The following is an 18,760-nucleotide window of genomic DNA, read 5'->3' as shown; positions in this document are numbered from 1 at the left end:
CCCGGGACCATGCCCAACCCATCATCATTACCCGCCGCGCGTTCCATGGGCGCACTGTAACGATATTGTCATTTTTCGCAATTGGCCCCTGCGCACGACGTCTAAACCGCGCGAAGGGGCCAAAAGCGTGGGATCAGATCGACAGGCGGGCCGTCAGGCGGATGTCGCGACCGGCCAGCGGGGCATAATCCTTGAGGAAGCTCGCCGCGCGGCGGGCTTCGACATCGAATATATTGTTGGCCGACAGCGTCAACGTGGTGCGGTCATTGCTCTTCAACGGCTTCCAGGACACCGACGCATTGACCAGCGTGAAGCTGTCCGTATTCGTTTCCCGCGCGGACGTGCGGTTCTGTGCGAAGCTATGCTCCACCTCGCCACGCAGGCTCAGCCGGTCGCCCTGGGCTTCCAGCCCGCCCAGCAGGCGCAGCGGCGGAATGCGTGGCGCGGGTCCGCTGTCATTCCCCGTGATCGTGGCGCGGACATAGTCGGCCACGCCGTTGAAGCTGATCCCATAATTGCCGACCTGCGCCAGCTTGACCGTGGTTTCCGCTTCAAAACCCAGATAGCGGGCATCGGCCTGGCTATACTGATAGCAGGGGAAGTCCAGCTCCGCGCCACCGTTGACCGCCATGCAGGCACTGTCGTCGACCAGTGCGTCGTAGATATAGCCGCTGAACCAGTTGTGATAGGCCGACAGGGCGATCGTATAGCCCTCGCCCTGGCCGCGCAGCGTGCCTTCTATGCCCCAGCTCTTTTCCTTCGAGAAATTCGGATTGCCGACCTCGAACGCCTGCGTGCCGGCGTGGTTGCCGCGGGCGAACAGTTCTTCGGCGGATGGCGCGCGCTCGGTGCGCGACAGGTTCAGGCCCAGCCGCCAGCCCGCGACCAGTTCGCGGCTCGCGCCGACCGATCCCGACACGGTGTCGAAGCTGCGGTCATAGGACGGGTTGAACAACGTGTCGTCAGCGTCGGCGCTCACGTCGGTATGTTCGAACCGCCCGCCGACCTCGACGCGCGTCTTGCCCAGGTCGATCGACTGGAGCGTGAAGACGCCGATCTGATCGGTCTGGTTGCGCGGCAGGAATTTCTCCTCGCCCACGACATAGAATTTGCGGGTGAAGAATTGCGCGCCGACCGCGCCGTCCCATCCGCCGCGATTGGCCTGGATCAGTTCCAGCCGCGATTCCATGGACTGGTTGTAAAAGGTCGTGCCGACCTCTCCTGTGTCCTCGATCTCCTGATGCTGGTAATCGGCGAAACCGGCGCGGAAGCGGATCGATTCCAGCAGGCTGCCATTGACCGGCAATTCGGCGCGCAGGTCGACGCGATCCTGCTTCATGTGCAGGCGCACCTGTTCGGCCTCGCCGCCCGCTTCCGTCGCATAGCGTACCGGAACGCCATAGAAATTGTCGGTATGGGCCACCGAAAAGCCGAGATTGCCGCCATCGGTGATCAAGGCTGCTCCGCCTGCGACTTCCCATGTTTCCGCAGCGCTGTTGGGCAATTTGCCGCGCAGGGTCGACAGCGCCGCAATCTCCGGATCGCCGCTCGCCGCCGCCTGCGCGCGCAACGCCGGGGTCAGGATATAGCTGCCGGTGTCCAGATTGCCGGTCTTGTTGTAGCTGCCGTCGAAATGGACGACGAACTTGTCGCCCAGCGGGATTTCGACCTCGCCCGATCCGGTGCGTTCGTTCGATGCGCTGCCATAGGTGCCGATCGCGTCGATATGCACCGGTTCGTCGGGCACGCGGCGCGGAATGCGGCTGTCGATCACATTGACCACGCCGCCGATGGCGGATGATCCATAAAGCAGCGCCGCAGGCCCACGCAGCACTTCGATCCGGTCAGCGGTCAGCGGATTGATCGCCACGGCATGGTCGACCGACGTGTTGGATACGTCGAAACTGCCGATGCCATCGGTCAGGATGCGGACGCGTTCGCCCTGGAACCCGCGCAGGATGGGGCGGGACGCGTTGGGGCCAAAGGATGTGGCCGAAACGCCCGGCTGACGCGCCAGCGTCTCGCCGATGGTAGAGCGCAGTTCGCGTGTCAGCTGCTGCCCGGTCAGCACGGTCGTGCCCGACAGTATGTCCCCCTGCTTGCGCGGGATGATGGCGGTGACGACGATGTTGGCCTGCGAGTCATGATAGGCCTGGTCAGCCATATCCGGCTTGGGTGTGTCCTGCGCGAACAGGGGATAGGCGAGGCACAGGGCGGGCAGGGCGCAGCCTGCGCGCAGCAAGGGAAAGCGGGACATGAAGATCAACCCTTTGGTTCTGGTCTGATGTAATCCTGTATCGAGGATGATACATCATATCAAGATCGGTTCAGCCCGTTTCCGCTGCAGCGAGCCATTAAATTTTCGTCATGATTACAGAAATAGAAACTCGGCCAGCGCTTCGACCGCCGGTTTTTCCGCTGCGCGCGGGGCGATCGCCTGGCGGATTTCGATCGCGGGCAGCGGCATGTCGAGCGCCAGCCGCTGGATACCGCTCATCCGGCCGATGTCGCGGGCCAGCGTGCCGAACGCGGCGAAACAGCCCGCGCCATCGCGCAGGGCGGCGATGATCTCGAACATATTGTCGCTTTCCAGCAGGGGCATCCTGTTGTGCATCCGCCCCTTGGCCAACGCCGTTTCGATGATCTCCCGCATCCCGCTGCGCGTTTCCAGCGACAGCATTGGCGTCAGCGCCAGATCGTCGCGGCTGACGCTGTCGGCGCGCGCGAGGGCATGGTCGCTTCCCGCATAGAGGCTGAGCGGTTCGGACCAGCCATAGCGGGAGCCGAAACCGGCGGGTTCCTCCAGCGCATAGAAATAGGCGATGTCCGCCCGCCCGTTGGCAAGCGCGCTGGCGGCGTCCTCAGCGGTGTGGACATGCAGGTCGAGCGTGATCGCGATATCCTCGTTCGCCGCTTCGAACGCGGTCAGCGCATCCTGGAAATGGCCGAAGACGGGTGCCGGGGCGGCCAGCGTGATGACCTGACGGGGCGGGTTATCGGGGATGGCGAAGGTTGGAACGAAGGCGGGGGCAGCGGCGGGTGTGAGGTCCGGCGCGGCGTCTTCCACGGGGGCGGGCGCGTCCTGCGACAACAATGTCATCGCCTGCGCGGTCTTGCGGCCCGCGGGCGTCAACCGCGCCGCGCCATCCAAATCGTCGAACAGGCGATAGCCCAGCCGCATCTCCAGTGATTCAAGGTCACGCAATATCTGGTCATGACCGACGCCCAGATCGGCAGCGCAGCGCGCGACGCTGCCAGCGGCCACCATCTGCGCGAATATGTCCAACTGGCGCAGGGATGGGCTATCCATGGCAGGGTGATAGACCATTCTCATCGCAGCGGGAACAGGGGAAGGGGCCCGCCATGCGAAAACAATGGTTAAGGGCTGAATGATGCAGGCGGTTGACGGGTGAAGCGCGCTGGATTATCCGCCCGTCCAGCAGCCAGTCGGAATACCGACTGATGGACAGTCGGAATGGCCTTGGAACAGCCGAATAATTCCGAACTATCCCAAAGTGTTGCGGGTATAGCTCAATGGTAGAGCACTAGCCTTCCAAGCTAGGAAATATCCCGGTCCTCCTAACATTTGCGAGCAAACTTTCGCGATTTTCAAGCCATTTGATTCAATGGCTTGTCGTCGGGAAGCAAACTGTTTTGGCCCTCGATCCCGCCACAGGACCGAGGGCCGCGCACACGATGATTGGAGCATCGCATGACGGATATCCCTATAGCCCCAGATGGAGAGCCAGTCGTCTATTTCATTGGCTGGTGTGGACAGGATGTGAAGATAGGCTTCACCCGCCACCTTGCCGCCAGACTGACAGAATTGATCAAGCGAACTGGATGCCCCCAAAAGCTGCTGGCATCGACGCCTGGCAGTTTCGCATCAGAGCGATCTTACCACGCCCGCTTTGCCGATGATCGGAAGCATGGCGAGTGGTTCAATTGGTCCGCTGGGATCGAGGCCGAGATCGCCCGCTTGAACGGGGAGGCGGCCCATGGGTGAGTCGCTAATCGTCAGCAGCGAGAGCGCCACAGTCTATCGTGGCGGAGGCAGGCGCTATCTCACCTTGCCCGCCGCCTGCCGGGCAGAGGCAAGAGCCAAGGTCAAACAGCGCCTCAGGGATACTGGCGATGAATGGGATGACGACTGGTGCCGTCCGCGCATAGACCGCCTCGCGCGTTTCTACAGGCATCAGTTTCGCGCCCGCCTCAACGGAGGCGCCGCATGAGAATCGCGGCCCACCACGTTCCCGGCACGGCGGAACATCGCTTTTCCTCCATGATCCACCCCAACCCTGATTACGCGCCTGTCTGCGCATGGCCCGATGATTGCACCGTCCAGTGGGGCCACGGGCTGATCCCTGCCGTGCCATTCTTCGAGGCCTTTCCGACCGGCACGTTCATCCGTGGCGAGGGCGAGACGATCGCTGATGCTGAGCGGCAGGCGTTCGAGAAGTACCAGCGCGATATCGCCTGCGACCATCTGTGGGGCCGCAATCGCCCCGGCCATTCGACCTACACCAACGGCGCAGGATGGTGCCGGAAGTGCGGAGGTTTCCGAGGCAAGATGTTTCGGGAGGTCGTGGTTCTTGGACATAACCGGAAGCCGCTCGGCAGGATGGAGCGCGACTGGCTCAATGATCTGGAAACCGATCATGAGATGAACGCGCATATGGACCGCAAATACCCCGGCGATGCAGCCAAGCGTCGGAAAAGCGCTCGACTGCTGCGCCTTCGCCTCAACCTGTTCGGGGTAAATGAGGCTAAGGCATGGGGGTTCTACGAATGAGCGACTGGCCCGAAATCGAATACGGCGAGTGCTACCCGGTCGATGAGGATTTCGTCGCTTGGGGCAATGTCTCGTCGCCGCGGTTGGACATAAAGCTGGCCGGCGAATGGCTCCTTCGCGAACTGCCCCGCGCTGCCGAGAATATGTGCTGCTCGTGCCGCGTCCGCAAAGGCAAGGGCATCACTGGCAAGCCAGTTCTGCTGATCGAGTTCAGCACTGGTGGATGGTCTGGCGCAGAATTGATCATCGCCCTCATCAACCGCCGTGCTGACCTTCGCCATCACATGCTGAGTTGGAGGCGGGGCGGACATTATGTGTTCGAGGTGACGGCCCCTGAAACGCCCGCCCGAACCATTTCCGAGATCCGCAAACAGGCATGGGCAACCCGCCGCGCCAAATATGGTGAGCGCGGCCATTCAGGAGTTTACTCACGATGACCTCGACCACCCCCACCGAACCCGAAGCGCTGGCGGCTGCTCTGGAGAGAAAGCGCGACAGGGTACATGTTGCCAACCGCCGTTCCGACCTTCCAATAATGCTGAAAATAACGTTCGGCGATTTGGAGGCGATCATATCATCGCTGGCCGCAGACCAAGATGCCGCCCTTTCCACCCCCGCCGCCCGGATGCTCGCGGACAGCAAGTCTATTGAGCAAATGCCCGAAACCCAATATACCTCTTCATCCGCCCGGATGCTCGCGGGAGAGGTTGCATCTGGACCGCGATCTCTGAAACTCCCGGATGGCCTGGCAAGTAGCGCAAATCCCCCTCTTGAGGGGGAGGCGGTTGCGTTCCAGCAGCGTGTCCAGCCATGGATGATGCAGTGCTTTGGCGCAGAAATCAGCAGCGACATGCTGGAGCGGGCCGACCGCTTCACAGAAGAGGCGCTGGAACTGGCGCAGACGATGCCCGGCTTCACAGCGACCCGCGCCCATGCGCTCGTTGACTATGTGTTCGGCCGCGATGTTGGCGAGCGGCAACAGGAAGTAGGCGGCGTGATGGTGACGCTGGCCGCCCTCTGTCTGGCCGCCGACATCGATATGCACGAAGCTGGCGAAATCGAACTGGCGCGCATACTCCAGCCGCATATCGTGGAAAAGATCAGGGCCAAGCAAGCCGCCAAGCCTACGGGGTCAGCGCTGCCTGTCGCCCACCCGCCCGCCGCTGAGCCGGTTGGGTTGCGGGAGGCTGTGGCAAGGGAAGCGCGCGCCGCTGAAATGTCGGCCAACCTAATGCGCGACCGCAATCGCACTGGCGGATGGCAGGGTGCGGCAAGAACGGCGGATGCCTTTGATCGCATTGCCCGCGCTCTGCGCCAAGCCCTCACCACCCCAGCGCGAACGGATGATGCCGGGGTGGGTGGTCCAGGCTGGGACGTAGACGGTATGTGCGACGACCACGGACGCTTTGTTTGCTCAAAGTGCGCCCTCTCCCCTGCGCCAGATCGCGGGGAGGTGGACGCCGAACATATCGAACGCGCTGCCCAATGGCTGCATGACGAAGGCGGGTTCGGTGACGCTTGGTCCAATTATACATGGCCCGAACATCGAGACGATACCGGCCAGCGCGACGGCGGATTTGTGAAGATCGTGCCGTCTGATGTGCAGGCCAAGTTCCGCGAAGTCGCAACCCGGATGCTTCGCGTGTTTCCCGCCGCCCTTAAGCCAGCGGACGCCACACCAGCCGGGGAGGCGGTGCAGATGGCGGTGCCTGCCGATGTGGCAGCGCTGGTCGTGGCTGGTCGACAGATCATGGAACGGGGCTATGTCTCCATCTCGATCGAGGAAGAGCGCGTCGATTCTGAGGCTTTGACCAAGGCGCTGGACGCCTTCGCATCACGGGTATGCTGGGATGACGAGGGTGGCGAACTGCCGGATGCTCATGCCGATCCTTGCACTTGCGGCCAGCAGGGAGGTTCGGGCGAATGAGCGGGGAGCGAATCGGCGCAATCGGCTTTGCGGGGCTGGCTCTGTTGGCGGCAACGGAGGCGATGAACAGGGGCGAGCCGTTGCCATCGTTGCCGGTCGGAAAGCCGAAGCCGAAACCCCGTGAGAAATCCGCATCCCTCCAGCGCATGTTGCGAAAGGCCCGCTCATGACTGACCCTATCGCCGTGTCGCAAGGGGCGAGAGAGGCGGCATGGAGAAGTCGCAACTGGTTCATGCGTGGCGGTCCGCGTGAGCGATTTTCTTGGATGGCCGGCTTCCATGATAGCCATCCGCGCATCCAAGCCTTCGCCCGCTTCGAAGCAGAGACGCGCAAGGATGAGCGGGAGCGGTGCGCGAAAGTGGCGGATGATGCCGCCGAAGGTTCACGCGCCCTGCACAACCTCGCATCCAAGGATCATGACAGGGATGGATGCAACGTCCACGCCGAGGGGTGGAGGACCAGTCAGCAGATCGCCGCCGCCATCCGCAATTTGGGGGAGGGGTGATCACTCCACCCTAATACCACCCTTCCGCAACTGAAGCTTGATCCCGTTCAGCCCCGCCGTGCAGCTGGCAGACCGTCCAAGCTCGTTCGGACTGGACGTGCCGTCCCAGAACGTGTGCAGCGGCCATTGTTCGGGCATGTAGGGCCGCAGACACCGAAGCGCCAACCGAACTGGTATCGTGTCGACCACCTCCTTCGACGCTCGATCGCGGGCATCCTCCAGGATCTTGAGCGACAGCTCTATGATGGCGAGGTCATTCTTGTTCGGGGCGCGACTCATGCGCGGAACATGGCCAGAACATCGAGCGGCGTCAAAGACCGCATGTTTCCGTAATATTGCGCGATAGCAACTTCGCGACGAGTTAGCCGTTTACATCGAGCGCTGTTGAAAGGCGCCGTCTCGCCAAGGAGTGTCGCTATGCCAGAAGTCATATGCCTTGATGATCGAGCTTTGGTTGCCCTCTGGAACCAAGTCGAAGACCCTGAAAATCTGACCGAGTATCAGAAGCAGATCATCGCAGAGATGGAAGCGCGCGAGATCGACTTCTAAAGCAGCGTCGGCCCCGCGCTGCCCTTCTTTCTGAACCAAGGTGCATCGGTCGCCTCGATCACCATCTGGTCAGCTGGATACGGCCGGTCGAACTGATACAGATCCTCCAGCGGCGCGTGCAGCCATGTGTCCCAATCTGCCAGGTGAAGGATCACCGGCGATCGATCGTGGATGTAGGCCAACTCAGGCGCGTTGTCGGTCATGACCCCGGTATAGACGCCACCCCATTCATCACTGTTGGTCCATAACCCGGCCCAGGCGAAGATCGGCTGCTCCTTCAGGGACAGCCATGTTTCGGTCATGCGGCCCGGCTCGCCCACGGCCTCCGCATATCGGGCGGTTGGAATTAGGCAGCGGTTGGCAGGATCTACCGCCCAACGCTTCCAGTACGTACCCAGCTTGTCGAACCGAGCGTTGTTGACGGGCTTTGGCTTGAGCGGTTTGCCGGTCTTCTTGCTCTTCTGAGCCAGCGGGAAACCCCACGTCATTTGCTCCAGCACGCGCTTGCCATCCTCAAGGCGAATGATGGTACCGGGCTGGGCCGGGTGCGTTTCAAGCGGCCCTTCATTAAACCGCGCGCCGCGGCGAGCGCCGAAGAGGTTTAACACCTTGTCGGTCTGCCCGCGCTCTGCCCGATTGCACATGCTGCGAGGGTGATCTGCGACGGATCGAGAGTCAACAGACTCCCGTATGTTCTCTTTATGTTCTATATTAGTTTCATCGAATCACACAGGAGTAGAGCGATGCAGCCCCGCGTCGGGATAGAATTTGGCGACAACCTCTGGTTCGTTGTTGAGCCGAAAGTCTACGGACCAGATCAAAAGCGCTTCACCCACGATCGGGTGCTGCCGGGATATAGGTCGCATGTGATCGCAGCAGACGCGGCAATCCGTTACGCGATCGAGAACGACCTTCCCGTCGAGATGCGCGCCGTGATGATCGAGGATGCTGAAACCGCCCTTGAATTTTTCAGACAGGATCTGGCGGGAGAGGATCTTTGAACTATCAGATCGAGCATGTGCGCGCAGCGGTCGCTGACGGGCTAGAGGCGCGAGACATCGGCGATCAGTCCTGGCGCCAGGACATCCGAGAAGGCCGCCGCGACGACACGCCATTCATGATCGGCGCGCTGATCTGGGCGCAGGTTCAGGCGCTCACACCGGCAGAGTAATGTGCGCAGCGTCGGCAATACCGTCATGCCCACGGATCTGTTTGAGGCCGTGATCCACCACAAGACGATCGAGGTGAAATGCGCTTGCGGGAATGTCGCGTTCTTTCATCCGAACGGCCTGTGGTGGCGGTTCTATACCAAGCGCTGGCCCTATCAATTTCCCCGCATGCGCAGTCGCTTTTATTGCAGCCGGTGCTTCAAGGCGTCCGGCCAAAGGGTCCGACCGCACCATATTGACGCGACCTCCCAGGCGCCAAAGATCAGTCTTCCGATGCCTGACGAGCGGACGTGGAAACGGATGATCCAGACCATGCGGGGATAGCTTGATCTAATAGAGAAGAACCGAGGCCGGGCCTTTGCGGGAGCGGAGCGTGTCAAGCCGGTGGGCAATGTCAGCCTCTTTGCGCCAACTGAGCGCAGCGGCCAGTTCGACCGCTCGAACGTTTGGAAGGTCGGTGGCGTCGGCTCTGTCCTGATGCAATTGAGCCTGGTCTCGGCAAAAACTGGCGTCGCGTATCATTGCAGGGTCCCCTGTTGCGGCCTCATAACCGCCGCGCCAATTCTTGGTTCCAGCTTGACCGAATCATTGTCTTTTGCTGATGCTCATCTGTCTCGATGCGGTTGCGACAACCCAGGGATCGAGATAGGCCCTAGCGCAGCCATGCGACCCGGATGTGCTAGGGCCATTGCATCTGATCAAGGCAGGGCGCCTGTATCGTCGGATATCCCGTAGAGGCCTGGATACTTGACGCATCGGCCGAATGGTCGACGGCGCCGGAACCACGATAGCAGCTGCGCGTAATTGTTCCGGTTCGATAGACATCGACCTGCGAATGACCTTGCCCCGCCTTGCATCCCCGAGGCGGGGCTTTTTCTTAGCTAAGGCGATCCGATGCCGTTGTGCGGCGCCGCCCGTGATGCAGCTGATTGGCCTGCGGGAACATAATCATTTCGCAAGTGTATTAGTGTCGCCCCGCGCGGCTTTCAGCCAGAACCAATAGCGCGGGGCAAACCCTCACCGAACCGACATCGGGCAAATGCGGGCCATTGCGGCGGTTGCCAGCATTGCGGCGGCGCGGGCGTTGTCGCAGGTTGCGAGGCTGTGGGTGCAGCCGGTTAGGGCGAGCAGGAGGAGGGGGCGAGGCGGGTCACTTCTTGTCCTCTGCCTGGCGCTGAACGAGATCCGCATTGCGATCGGCCAACTCGCCGCCCGACTTTGTGGCGGAGTAGGCCCACGAAAGCGGACCACCATTCCAGCCTGTCAGAACAATTGCGGTGGCTATGACCTTGAAGAAGTCGTTGTTGAGGAGTGTGCGATCGGCCCAGATTAGTAGGATTACCAGCACGACCAGCCCATAGCTGCCAATGCCTATCCACCCGCGCGCGTCGGGCCATCCTGGGCCTTTCATCCGATCATCCCCTTCATCATCGTCAGCCGCGATTTGCGGTCAGCCAGGCCATTCGCGCCGCCGTTGATACGCCGAGTGATGCCGTCGATGTCGTCCTTGTCGGCAAAGGCGTTGAGCTGGCGGTTGTCCCAGAACAAGCAGGCCAGATGCAGGCCGATCGAGGGATTGGCGGCCATCTCAGGATGTCGGATCAGGTCGATGCCAAGCAACCGGCCGAAGAACAGGTAATTGGCGCGACCAGTGATCTGGATGGGGCCGCGGCCCTTGAACCGCTTTCCATCGCCCGGCTGCGTATTTCCAAGGTCTGCGCGGCCTTCATACGCGGCGCCGCTGGCGATCTCTTCCATGTATTTGAAGGAGCCGCTTTCGTGACCGACCTGGGCCATGAAGTGCGCCAACCGGAGCTTGCTATCCATGATCCCGTAGCGCGGGAGATGGACGGTGGCGGCGATAGCCAGTTCTTCGGCCCGGTCCTGTGCCGCACCAAGGCGGCGGAAAAGGGCTGTGAACGAGCCGCGCCCGAAATCATTGTCCTGCGTGACGCCAAGTTCGCGTTGCAGTTTTCGCCAATCGACCATCACTCGCCTCCCAAGGTCCGCTTGCCCACTGCGATATCTTGCATGGTCCGGTTGGCGCTGAGTTCGGCCTGGACCTCTTCACGAATTGCCGCCTTTCGCCGTGCCACCTCGTCCAGCATCATGTCGCTGACGCCACGGATAAACCGATCGGTGTAAAGCTTGACGAGCCGGTCAGCGCCAACGGTTGCGGCGGCAGTGATCAGAGCCGCGCCTTCGCCATGGACGCCCGCCTGGTTCACCATCCAGTAGGCGATCAAGGCCACCATCGGCAGGAGCAGAACGTCCGCCATGATGAGCGCGCCCTTGATCTTGACGCCCCGCTTGATCAGCAGCGCGTACTTCGCCGCCAGCCCGAACGTTAGTCCAACCGCGATCCAGCCATATTTGGCAACGAGCGCCTCACCCCATGGCGTCATCGCCGCTGCTCCCTGTTGTGCGTGCATCACGTCACCGCTTTGAAGGTGAGGTTCTGAAACGTGACGTAGGCCCCCGCAGGGATCGCCGTTTCGGTGAACACATCGCCGTTTGGATATACTCGCAGTCGCACATCCATGTCGGTCAGCGTCTTTGCGTACCGGACGACCTGAAGTGCAGGCCGATAATTGCTTGGCAGCTCAGCAATCTTGCTATTCTGCGACACTGCGCCGGTGGGTCGGATGGTCCCGGCGATCACAGTCGAACCGTCCATCGTCCGCCAATACCGCGCGCTTTCGAGGCTGGATGTCACGGTGAGGGGAATGGCGACATTCAGCGGGTGATCCGCGTTGCTCCACTCGCTCCAGACATTTGCGCCGACGATCCATGTGCGCATCACCACCTCGGCGAAGCTGCCAATCTGGTAGCCGAACAGGATTTGAACCGCTGGATTGTCAGGGTTGCGGATCGTCAGAACGCAGCCCGTCACAGGCCAGCCATCGGACGAGAAGGCGCGGAGAATAGACTGGCCGTTGTTGTACGATGCGAGGCTGTTTGCGGCCGGAGGGGCCAGCTGCTCGCCAGCGCCGTAATTCAGGAACCGGTTGCGCTTGATCGAGCCGTGTGGCTTGATGAGGTCGAGAGCGCGGCCCCAGATGTCCAGATTGTAGTTGACCTGGGGATGGATCAGATCGTCATCCAGCCACCGGTCCCCGCCATCCTCGGCCACGCTGGCTTCGGGGTAGGGGTTGTAAATGGCGCACTCGAAATCGCGGGCGGCCTCTACGTAGATTCCAACGATCGCCTCAAGCCATAGGTCGTTGCGGTTGGTGGCATTGTCCTCGGTGTTGCCCAAAGCGTTCGGCATGAGTAGGAGGATAGATAGGTCGTCATAATCGCCATATGTGCTTGCGCGAATCTCGCTCAAGCGCTGGCGCATCGAGTCACGCAGCGCGATCAATGATAGCGTGATGTCGCCGGTCGAAGCATCGTTCAGCCCGAATTTGCAGATCGCAAGGTGTTGCTGCGAGCCGATGCCCGTCAGCATGACTGAGAGGTCGTTCGTACCCCAGGTTGATCCAGCGACGGCAAGGTTGGTCACGACGTCCACGCCGGACCCGACATTGCGAAGTTCATCCTGAATGAACCCCGCGATGTTCAAGCCGTAAGCATTGGTCGCCGTGCTGTCGCCGAATACCGCGATCTTTATCAATTCCCCTGCAAGCTGGCGGTTCTTGACCCGCCAAAGCACATTGCGGAAGTAGGTCGGGCCATTCTCCAGATGGCTGTTGATCTGGACAAAGCCCCCTGGGACAGCCTTGATGAGGTTTCCAGGCCCGAGGAACGGGACACCAAGCGTGTTCGCGCCATCGGTCACCAGATATTCGGCCGTGAGATAGAAAGCGCGGCCCAACTCGCGGGCTACATCGAAGGCATCCTGATCGTTGGTCACGCCGTTTCCACGCGCGCCGAACGTCTCCAGATAGGTTATCGGGTCCGCAGGCTTCCACCAGACCCCACCAGCCTGAAACGCGCCGGAACTGCTTGCCGTGTCGCGGCTGTAATAGCCGCCCGGAGAGACGGGCGTGTTCGCGTCGTAGCGGCGCACCTGGATGAGATCGGCAGCGAGTGACCCGCTATAGTCGACCACATCCTGGCGGGTCTCAAAGGTCATGACCGACGCCGTTGCAGCCGCCGCCGCATCCTGCGCCTCCAATGCCGCCGTTTCCGCGCGGCCCGCCGCTTCTGCCGCTGCTTCCGCCGCCTCCAGGATGACCGGCACATCTGCGCCACCCACCAGATAATCCGTGACATCCACAGGACCGTCGATCGCGATGATGTCGGTCTCTTGCCCGGTGCCGTAAATGCGGATGAAGGGGAGGCCGTAAACAGCGGTTGGCGGGATCGTATAGTTGAGCGCGCCGGGGGCGCCCGCCTTACCGACAAGGAACGACCGGACAATCACGCCATCAGCGACAACCGGGGTGAGCGCCGATTGCAGCAGGGCGTTGCTCACCGCGCTCTTGGCCGCGCCAAGGTTCTGCCAGCGCAGTTCGACCGCGTTGCCTGCCGGGTCAGTCGGATCGACATTGCGGCGCAGACGAACGCGAACAAGGTAGGTGCGATCAGGATACACCGGTGCAGCGATCTTCGGCGCCACGTCGATATAGCCGGTGGCGTCGCTGGCATCAGCGCCCGCGATGCGCAGGACTGTGCCGACGCTGCTGGCAACAGCTTTAGCGCCACCAATCGTCGGCCGCGTGGTTGGCTCGCCGGTCAGGAACGACGAGAAGAGCGAGCGGCTGTCACCGGCGCGTTCAGGGGCGCGGGCGATGAGATCGGACAGGCCGCCTACCTGCTGTTCGGCGGTGGTGATGCGCTCATCAAAAGGAACGAGTGCAGCGGGTTGCAGGGCGCTGTCGGCCTTAGCGCCTTGGGCCGGGGTGGCGAACGCGGTGACCGGCTGTTGTGCTGCCGACCCGAGGACTGGCTTGTCGGAGAGGTCGTCATAGGAGCCAGACGTGGCTACGTCGGATAGGTCGGCGGTGTTGGCTTTCGCGGCCAAATCGTCTTTGTCAGCCTTTTGGCCGATCGTTTCAGTTAACAGCCCGACCTGTTGGTCAATCGCCGTGACAACGGAAACATCGGCTTTGTCTGCCAATGACGCCGAACTTGGAAGTGCAATGTTCTGATCGACCGCTGCCCCAGACACGTTTTTGTACAGGCGGGCAAACTCCACACCACTAGCCTGCACGAGAAACAAGTCGCCATTTGAGGTAGCGGAGAGGCCGGTGGCTTGGTCAGCGAATATTGTGTCTGCGATACCGGACGCGCCCAAAGCATCGTAAATTTCGCTGAATGCTGCCAAAAGGGCTTCGCGAGACGGCTTCCAAGTAGGCGACGGTGGGTTGCCGTACAGTCCATCCCTGAGTGTTTCAATTCCGGCCACATCGCACCTTTTGAAAGTATATGTCTTTCATATACATTTAAGCGCAATATTAGACAAGTCACGCGACATAAATGGAAACTCTGCCCGATCTGATCCGCCTTGGCTTGATGTCGGCGGCGGGTGCTGTTCGCGGTAGGTCCATTGAGATGACGGATCGCTGCCCTCAACAGGTTCAAGCTTACCATCATGCTGGACCACTGCGCCGATGACTGGATTAGCCTTCGCCGTCATGTGACTGTCACGCTGATAGGACCGGTCGGTGCAGCATCCAGCGACACGCCATCGGTTGCGACATTCCAGTAGAACCAAACGCCGGGCGACACCGTATCCGTGATCGATTGCACCTGGCCAACCCCGCCGCCGTAGCTATCAACGATCTTCGTCGCGGCGCTGAACGCATTGGTCGAACCTCGCCATGTGTCCGATGAGAAGAAGCGCAGATCGCTGGGATTTTTCCACGTGATGACCGCCTGGCCAACGCCGCCTTCGCCGGTCAGATTCGTGCTTTGTGGGAGGGGCGTGCTGGTCGATATCGTCTGATACTCCCACGCAGGGCCGTTGCCTGCGGAGGTCGTGTAGCGATAGCGCACCGTGTAATCCGCATCCTCGACCGCGCCGCTGATCGCCGTGTTGATATTGATTGCCATCGGCCGCCACGGGTCATTCTCGCCGCCTGTAATTTCCGAGGTCAGGATGAATTCTGCGATGTAGGTCGCGTCACCTCGCGGCGGGGCAGGGAAGTCGATCTTGATTGTGCCGTCTGAGAAATAGACATTCTCGCCGGTGATGGCGGGATAGGTGGCCGTGCCGGTGCTGCCCTCGACTACCGGCTTGGGCTGCTCCTCTCCCGGTAGCAGCGTCCACCGCGACGGATCGATCGGGACCGCGCCAAAGCCGGTGAAGATCCCGGCGCCGTCCAGTTCGACCGGGGTGGCGATCTCATAAAATCCTGAGAAAACGTTGTCGTAATTGAGGTCGACAATTCTTTCTTGGCGGGTCTTGAGGCCGCGAAGGTTTAGCATTGGCTGAACCTTGTGCTGGGGCTGGGAGCGCAGGCCGATGCCCTTTGCAAGCCTCATGGCTTGGTTGTGGTTCTGGCAGGCCTCGATCGGCACCTTTAAGAACTTCGGGGTGGTGAGCGGATCGTAATGTATTGGGTTTAGCCACGCAGCAGACGGCTGTTTTGTAAATTTCGCGTCGGGGTCAAGGTATTCCACGATTACGCCGTGCGTTTCGCTCTCGCCGTCTTGCACCTGCTGGGAGTCGAGCGTCATGATGTCGCGATTTCGGTAGAGCGCCAGTGTCGGAGCTTCCCAATGGCCAACACGAATGAACGTCTTCCCCGCTTCATCGAAAAATATGTGAGCGTCCGACGCCATCATGATCTCTGTTTCAGCGGCAATGCGGCGCTTGCTGTCCACGATCGCAACGCCTGCCTCGTAACGCTTCTGCTCGCCCTCGATCCCGCTGACGGCTTGGTCGCAGATGTCCGCTTGTGCGGCGATGCGCTCCCAATTGATGGACGATTCGGGCTTGCCGCGTCCGAATTTATGGGTGCGGAACCAAGCCCAGACGAGCGCTGCATTTCGTGAAGGCTTGTAAGTGGCCCGGTTGCCAAGCTCCTGGGAAGGGTCACGCGGGTCGTACATATTTGCCCAATCACCGACTACACTGACGCCCGGTTCCCCAAGGCCAAAGACGCCGCGCCACCGATAGATTTTATAGCGATGCTCGATGTCCAGGGCGTCCATGCATACGACGCTGTAGGTCGTGCCGACCAGTTTGTGGTCATTGGTCCAGAGCGACCCCATTGCCGCGTCAAATTCCGCCACCCGCCCCGGCACTGGGTTCGTTTCCGAGTAGGTTCGCGTCCAAATGCGGACATAGCCCCGACCCTCGCCATCGACCGCCGCAGGGTCTTTGTCCTTGTTGGTCTTCAGGCGGAATGACGCCTGTTGCACGTAGCCAGAGGCATCCAACGTGACCGCTTCGTCATCTAGAAAATGACTATACCCCGGATGCAATATCTCGTCGCTGTGGACGATCAGCATCCACCATCGGCCCTGACTGTCGAACTCGCCAAACAGTGCGCCTCCGCCTTGCCGGGCGCGGCCGGCGTTCAGCCAGCGGGGCGGGTCGGATATTTTGACATTCACTTTCCCCGCTTCGATGGAAGGGGCGTTGCGGCCTCCGCCCAGTGCAGCCATGACGGCGAAAGACCCAACAGCGATGATAACTGAACCGATCGCTGCTCCCAGGAAGCCAGACGCGCCAATAGCCGCATAGATCGGCCCTAACGGACCCGCAGCCCATGTCAGGGCAGCGATCGCGAGAATAGAGCCGATCTTTTTAAGGGCGGCCATGCCAGACGCCACCGATACTTAGCAGTCCAACGCGGACCTCTGTCACATAACCTTCGCGTCGCATTGCTACAAAACCATCGGTGCAAATTCCTCCGATGCTGCCTTCTTCGTCTTCGTCCTTGTATAGAACTTCGACCACATCGCCGCGCTCGGCCGGGCCATCCTTGGGCTTGGCCCCAGCTAGCGCCATCAGCCCTGCGACGCCACCATGCGCTGCCATCATGGCTACCGCCCCTTCATGCGTATCGTATCGGTCGACGAATTGATCGGTTACGTCCTTGTGGCCAGTGCGGGCGAGGTATTTGCCGATCGACAACATGCAGTCGCTTTGGCCGTAAACGAATTTGCCCCGACGCCATTCGGTCAGCGTCTCATCAACAATGTCTTTTTGCATCATGGCACCTGATATGTTCGGTTGGCGAGAAGGGCGAGGTATTCCGAGCCGCGATCAAGAGGCGCGCCTAGTTGTGCAGCGCGTCGCTTTTGCATCGTGTCGGCGTATGTGCGGTCAGGAGTCTCGCTGCGACCGTGGTTATCGTCTTTGGCAACTATCGAAGCTGTATAAGTCTTGACCACAGTTCCAGCAGAATTCCGACTAATTCTTTCGCTGAATTTAGGAGAGAACATCGTCATCTCTTTGTAGAATGAGATTGGCGTATTCGGCCGCAGGCCTTCGCCCTCTACAAACATTACCAAATAGCATGTCAGCGACCGGCCAAAGACCTTCGACTGATCGGCTTTCAATTCCTCGTAAAGCGCCAGGCCATCGTCGCCCGGCAGCGTCATTGAGAAAGTATAGCTGGCGGATGTGCCGTCGCGTCCGTCTTGGAGGGCAGGCGTCTTGTGATGGTTCGTACCATTGCCATCAATGGTTCCAATCCATTCATGCCCATCGGCGTCAACGAAATTGCCTTGGCCATCCCAAAATCGAATGGGATCGTCTTTGAAGTCAAAGAGCCAGCATTTTCGCACGGTGCAGACGATATCTGCTAGGCTGTCTGAATCGCCTAGAGCTTCATCAATTTGGTCGTAAAACGCGCTCATGCGCTCACCAACCGCAACTTGCCTTGGCCTTTACGCTCAGCGACATAAGCGTCTATTTCCGCCCGCCCGCCAGCGACAAGCCATGCCCGCGCGATCAATTCTACGTACACCCATACCTTGCCCGCGCCATGTGGGGAGCGTTCAGGGAAATGCTTTCGCTGGATGTGGTAGGGCATCAGCTTCGAAGTGATGAATTGCGATAGCCCGCGCGGGCGATTGCCGGTTCCGTAACCAGCCATTTCCGCAACCTCAAGGGCGCTGACGCCCTGCACAACCTTGCGGTCCCCGGTTAGCAAACGCTCGTTGACCATGCGCTCCAGCATCGGCTCAACCAAACGTGGAACCACCTGTCCGAACATCTCTTGAAGCTCTGAATGGGTGACCCTTTTGAGAATACCGCCGATGGTTGAACGAGCCGCTGGGCTGAACTGTTCGACAATGCCGATCTGACCGCCTGCATGGAGCGCAAATTCCATCCGTTCGAATTCAGCGACGTAAGCGATTTGCCACTGGAGAGCCTTGGCGCCGGTAAAGCGCATAGCCAAAAGGCTGAACCCAAATCGGTCCATCTCATATGCTCGTCGCATCTCGCCCTTGGCGTCTTCGTAGAGAACGGGCGTAAAATTGCGCCCGTTGAGTTCCGGAGCTTCAACCACAAGCGCATCGACCTTTCGGATGACATCCTTGTGCTGCTTGCCGAAGGCCAACGCGATATTGCGGCTATCCGCCACAGCGGAGCCGTCCTTGACGATGACAATGGGTGAGTTTGGTGTATCTATTGATTCGGGCATGACCATATGCCTTTCTCGGATGCAGTCGCCTTATCGACCGGCTGCTTGTCGAGGATACGGCGGGCGGGAAGAGGTGGCCTCGACAACCAAGAACTCTTCCCGCTCGTCCACGACACGATTGGAGATCGTACCGCCTTCCCTTTTCCAGGGGGAAACTATGGCGATGTTACGCTCAAGATCAAATTAGCGCAACATCATTGCGCATTAGCGCATGATTTGTTCGTGATGATTATGCATGTCCATGTCTTATGCGACTACGGACGGCAG

22 protein-coding genes are annotated in these 18,760 nt (G+C 60.5%); 9 read left to right on the top strand and 13 right to left on the bottom strand.

Annotated elements, in window-relative coordinates; translation table 11 throughout:
- Positions 1-133 precede the first annotated feature (133 nt).
- The gene (locus U5A82_RS17560; protein ID WP_326292155.1) at positions 134-2,257 is read right to left on the bottom strand and encodes a TonB-dependent receptor; all 2,124 of its coding nucleotides are present in this window, start codon (positions 2,255-2,257) and stop codon (positions 134-136) included.
- 114 nt (positions 2,258-2,371) lie between these two features.
- Positions 2,372-3,310 (bottom strand): LysR family transcriptional regulator, encoded by a 939-nt coding sequence (locus U5A82_RS17555; protein ID WP_326292154.1) that lies wholly within the window; start codon positions 3,308-3,310, stop codon positions 2,372-2,374.
- 402 nt (positions 3,311-3,712) lie between these two features.
- Between U5A82_RS17555 and U5A82_RS17550 the strand changes: the two genes are divergently transcribed.
- From U5A82_RS17550 to U5A82_RS17525, 6 genes are all read left to right on the top strand, one after another.
- The gene (locus U5A82_RS17550) at positions 3,713-4,006 is read left to right on the top strand and encodes a GIY-YIG nuclease family protein (RefSeq protein WP_326292152.1); all 294 of its coding nucleotides are present in this window, start codon (positions 3,713-3,715) and stop codon (positions 4,004-4,006) included.
- Positions 3,999-4,232 (top strand): hypothetical protein, encoded by a 234-nt coding sequence (locus U5A82_RS17545; protein WP_326292151.1) that lies wholly within the window; start codon positions 3,999-4,001, stop codon positions 4,230-4,232. Before U5A82_RS17550 ends, U5A82_RS17545 begins: the two co-directional genes overlap by 8 nt.
- Positions 4,229-4,792: a hypothetical protein gene (locus tag U5A82_RS17540; RefSeq protein WP_326292150.1), complete on the top strand. Its 564-nt coding sequence runs from the start codon at positions 4,229-4,231 to the stop codon at positions 4,790-4,792. The genes U5A82_RS17545 and U5A82_RS17540 overlap by 4 nt, the downstream gene beginning before the upstream one ends.
- Positions 4,789-5,229 carry a hypothetical protein gene (locus U5A82_RS17535; RefSeq protein WP_326292149.1) on the top strand — a complete coding sequence of 147 codons (441 nt, stop codon included), beginning with the start codon at positions 4,789-4,791 and terminating at the stop codon, positions 5,227-5,229. Before U5A82_RS17540 ends, U5A82_RS17535 begins: the two co-directional genes overlap by 4 nt.
- The gene (locus U5A82_RS17530) at positions 5,226-6,719 is read left to right on the top strand and encodes a hypothetical protein (RefSeq protein WP_326292148.1); all 1,494 of its coding nucleotides are present in this window, start codon (positions 5,226-5,228) and stop codon (positions 6,717-6,719) included. The genes U5A82_RS17535 and U5A82_RS17530 overlap by 4 nt, the downstream gene beginning before the upstream one ends.
- Positions 6,720-6,984: 265 nt before the next feature.
- Positions 6,985-7,224: a hypothetical protein gene (locus U5A82_RS17525; protein WP_326292147.1), complete on the top strand. Its 240-nt coding sequence runs from the start codon at positions 6,985-6,987 to the stop codon at positions 7,222-7,224.
- Here U5A82_RS17525 and U5A82_RS17520 read toward each other — a convergent pair whose 3' ends face one another.
- Entirely contained in the window at positions 7,225-7,503 is a 279-nt protein-coding gene (locus U5A82_RS17520) for a hypothetical protein (protein WP_326292145.1), read from the bottom strand.
- Between the two features lie 138 nt (positions 7,504-7,641).
- Here U5A82_RS17520 and U5A82_RS17515 point away from each other — a divergent pair, with 138 nt between their 5' ends.
- On the top strand, positions 7,642-7,773 hold the full coding sequence (locus U5A82_RS17515) for a hypothetical protein (protein WP_326292143.1): 132 nt from the start codon (positions 7,642-7,644) through the stop codon (positions 7,771-7,773).
- Here the strand turns inward: U5A82_RS17515 and U5A82_RS17510 are convergent.
- A complete protein-coding gene (locus U5A82_RS17510; RefSeq protein ID WP_326292142.1) occupies positions 7,770-8,417 on the bottom strand; it encodes an SOS response-associated peptidase family protein in 648 nt (215 codons plus the stop codon). The genes U5A82_RS17515 and U5A82_RS17510 overlap by 4 nt on opposite strands.
- 99 nt (positions 8,418-8,516) lie before the next feature.
- Between U5A82_RS17510 and U5A82_RS17505 the strand changes: the two genes are divergently transcribed.
- Both U5A82_RS17505 and U5A82_RS17500 read left to right on the top strand, forming a co-directional pair.
- Positions 8,517-8,774, top strand: coding sequence for a hypothetical protein (locus U5A82_RS17505; protein ID WP_326292141.1), 258 nt, complete (start codon positions 8,517-8,519; stop codon positions 8,772-8,774).
- Positions 8,771-8,944, top strand: coding sequence for a hypothetical protein (locus U5A82_RS17500; RefSeq protein ID WP_326292139.1), 174 nt, complete (start codon positions 8,771-8,773; stop codon positions 8,942-8,944). Before U5A82_RS17505 ends, U5A82_RS17500 begins: the two co-directional genes overlap by 4 nt.
- Here U5A82_RS17500 and U5A82_RS17495 read toward each other — a convergent pair.
- From U5A82_RS17495 to U5A82_RS17455, 9 genes are all read right to left on the bottom strand, one after another.
- Positions 8,928-9,053, bottom strand: a complete 126-nt coding sequence (locus tag U5A82_RS17495; protein ID WP_326292138.1) for a hypothetical protein — start codon at positions 9,051-9,053, stop codon at positions 8,928-8,930. The two genes, U5A82_RS17500 and U5A82_RS17495, sit on opposite strands and share 17 nt — an antisense overlap.
- Positions 9,054-10,092: 1,039 nt before the next feature.
- The gene (locus U5A82_RS17490) at positions 10,093-10,353 is read right to left on the bottom strand and encodes a hypothetical protein (protein ID WP_326292136.1); all 261 of its coding nucleotides are present in this window, start codon (positions 10,351-10,353) and stop codon (positions 10,093-10,095) included.
- Positions 10,350-10,931 carry a glycoside hydrolase family 19 protein gene (locus U5A82_RS17485; RefSeq protein WP_326292981.1) on the bottom strand — a complete coding sequence of 194 codons (582 nt, stop codon included), beginning with the start codon at positions 10,929-10,931 and terminating at the stop codon, positions 10,350-10,352. Before U5A82_RS17485 ends, U5A82_RS17490 begins: the two co-directional genes overlap by 4 nt.
- Positions 10,931-11,347 carry a hypothetical protein gene (locus U5A82_RS17480; RefSeq protein ID WP_326292134.1) on the bottom strand — a complete coding sequence of 139 codons (417 nt, stop codon included), beginning with the start codon at positions 11,345-11,347 and terminating at the stop codon, positions 10,931-10,933. The genes U5A82_RS17485 and U5A82_RS17480 overlap by 1 nt, the downstream gene beginning before the upstream one ends.
- Positions 11,348-11,373: 26 nt before the next feature.
- Positions 11,374-14,295, bottom strand: a complete 2,922-nt coding sequence (locus U5A82_RS17475) for an SGNH/GDSL hydrolase family protein (RefSeq protein ID WP_326292132.1) — start codon at positions 14,293-14,295, stop codon at positions 11,374-11,376.
- A gap of 227 nt (positions 14,296-14,522) precedes the next feature.
- The gene (locus tag U5A82_RS17470; protein WP_326292131.1) at positions 14,523-16,658 is read right to left on the bottom strand and encodes a phage tail protein; all 2,136 of its coding nucleotides are present in this window, start codon (positions 16,656-16,658) and stop codon (positions 14,523-14,525) included.
- Positions 16,645-17,055, bottom strand: a complete 411-nt coding sequence (locus U5A82_RS17465) for a DUF6950 family protein (protein WP_326292130.1) — start codon at positions 17,053-17,055, stop codon at positions 16,645-16,647. The genes U5A82_RS17470 and U5A82_RS17465 overlap by 14 nt, the downstream gene beginning before the upstream one ends.
- On the bottom strand, positions 17,052-17,702 hold the full coding sequence (locus tag U5A82_RS17460; protein ID WP_326292129.1) for a hypothetical protein: 651 nt from the start codon (positions 17,700-17,702) through the stop codon (positions 17,052-17,054). The genes U5A82_RS17465 and U5A82_RS17460 overlap by 4 nt, the downstream gene beginning before the upstream one ends.
- A complete protein-coding gene (locus U5A82_RS17455) occupies positions 17,699-18,493 on the bottom strand; it encodes a Rha family transcriptional regulator (protein WP_326292128.1) in 795 nt (264 codons plus the stop codon). Before U5A82_RS17455 ends, U5A82_RS17460 begins: the two co-directional genes overlap by 4 nt.
- Between the last annotated feature and the right edge of the window lie 267 nt (positions 18,494-18,760).

Origin of the sequence: Sphingobium sp. CR2-8 (assembly GCF_035818615.1) — a bacterium.
Classification (GTDB): Bacteria; Pseudomonadota; Alphaproteobacteria; order Sphingomonadales; family Sphingomonadaceae; genus Sphingobium.
Note: the sequence above shows the minus strand (reverse complement) of the source record. Positions and strands in the feature narration are given on the sequence as shown.

Excerpts from the sequence above, each read along its gene's own strand:
- U5A82_RS17540 (WP_326292150.1), top strand. The coding sequence starts at position 4,229 with ATGAGAATCGCGGCCCACCACGTTCCCGGCACGGCGGAACATCGCTTT.
- U5A82_RS17455 (WP_326292128.1), bottom strand. The coding sequence starts at position 18,493 with ATGCCCGAATCAATAGATACACCAAACTCACCCATTGTCATCGTCAAG.
- U5A82_RS17555 (WP_326292154.1), bottom strand. The coding sequence starts at position 3,310 with ATGGATAGCCCATCCCTGCGCCAGTTGGACATATTCGCGCAGATGGTG.
- U5A82_RS17515 (WP_326292143.1), top strand. The coding sequence starts at position 7,642 with ATGCCAGAAGTCATATGCCTTGATGATCGAGCTTTGGTTGCCCTCTGG.
- U5A82_RS17525 (WP_326292147.1), top strand. The coding sequence starts at position 6,985 with ATGGCCGGCTTCCATGATAGCCATCCGCGCATCCAAGCCTTCGCCCGC.
- U5A82_RS17480 (WP_326292134.1), bottom strand. The coding sequence starts at position 11,347 with ATGACGCCATGGGGTGAGGCGCTCGTTGCCAAATATGGCTGGATCGCG.
- U5A82_RS17470 (WP_326292131.1), bottom strand. The coding sequence starts at position 16,658 with ATGGCCGCCCTTAAAAAGATCGGCTCTATTCTCGCGATCGCTGCCCTG.
- U5A82_RS17490 (WP_326292136.1), bottom strand. The coding sequence starts at position 10,353 with ATGAAAGGCCCAGGATGGCCCGACGCGCGCGGGTGGATAGGCATTGGC.
- U5A82_RS17520 (WP_326292145.1), bottom strand. The coding sequence starts at position 7,503 with ATGAGTCGCGCCCCGAACAAGAATGACCTCGCCATCATAGAGCTGTCG.
- U5A82_RS17535 (WP_326292149.1), top strand. The coding sequence starts at position 4,789 with ATGAGCGACTGGCCCGAAATCGAATACGGCGAGTGCTACCCGGTCGAT.
- U5A82_RS17485 (WP_326292981.1), bottom strand. The coding sequence starts at position 10,931 with ATGGTCGATTGGCGAAAACTGCAACGCGAACTTGGCGTCACGCAGGAC.
- U5A82_RS17560 (WP_326292155.1), bottom strand. The coding sequence starts at position 2,257 with ATGTCCCGCTTTCCCTTGCTGCGCGCAGGCTGCGCCCTGCCCGCCCTG.
- U5A82_RS17510 (WP_326292142.1), bottom strand. The coding sequence starts at position 8,417 with ATGTGCAATCGGGCAGAGCGCGGGCAGACCGACAAGGTGTTAAACCTC.
- U5A82_RS17460 (WP_326292129.1), bottom strand. The coding sequence starts at position 17,702 with ATGAGCGCGTTTTACGACCAAATTGATGAAGCTCTAGGCGATTCAGAC.
- U5A82_RS17550 (WP_326292152.1), top strand. The coding sequence starts at position 3,713 with ATGACGGATATCCCTATAGCCCCAGATGGAGAGCCAGTCGTCTATTTC.
- U5A82_RS17465 (WP_326292130.1), bottom strand. The coding sequence starts at position 17,055 with ATGATGCAAAAAGACATTGTTGATGAGACGCTGACCGAATGGCGTCGG.
- U5A82_RS17505 (WP_326292141.1), top strand. The coding sequence starts at position 8,517 with ATGCAGCCCCGCGTCGGGATAGAATTTGGCGACAACCTCTGGTTCGTT.
- U5A82_RS17495 (WP_326292138.1), bottom strand. The coding sequence starts at position 9,053 with ATGAAAGAACGCGACATTCCCGCAAGCGCATTTCACCTCGATCGTCTT.
- U5A82_RS17530 (WP_326292148.1), top strand. The coding sequence starts at position 5,226 with ATGACCTCGACCACCCCCACCGAACCCGAAGCGCTGGCGGCTGCTCTG.
- U5A82_RS17545 (WP_326292151.1), top strand. The coding sequence starts at position 3,999 with ATGGGTGAGTCGCTAATCGTCAGCAGCGAGAGCGCCACAGTCTATCGT.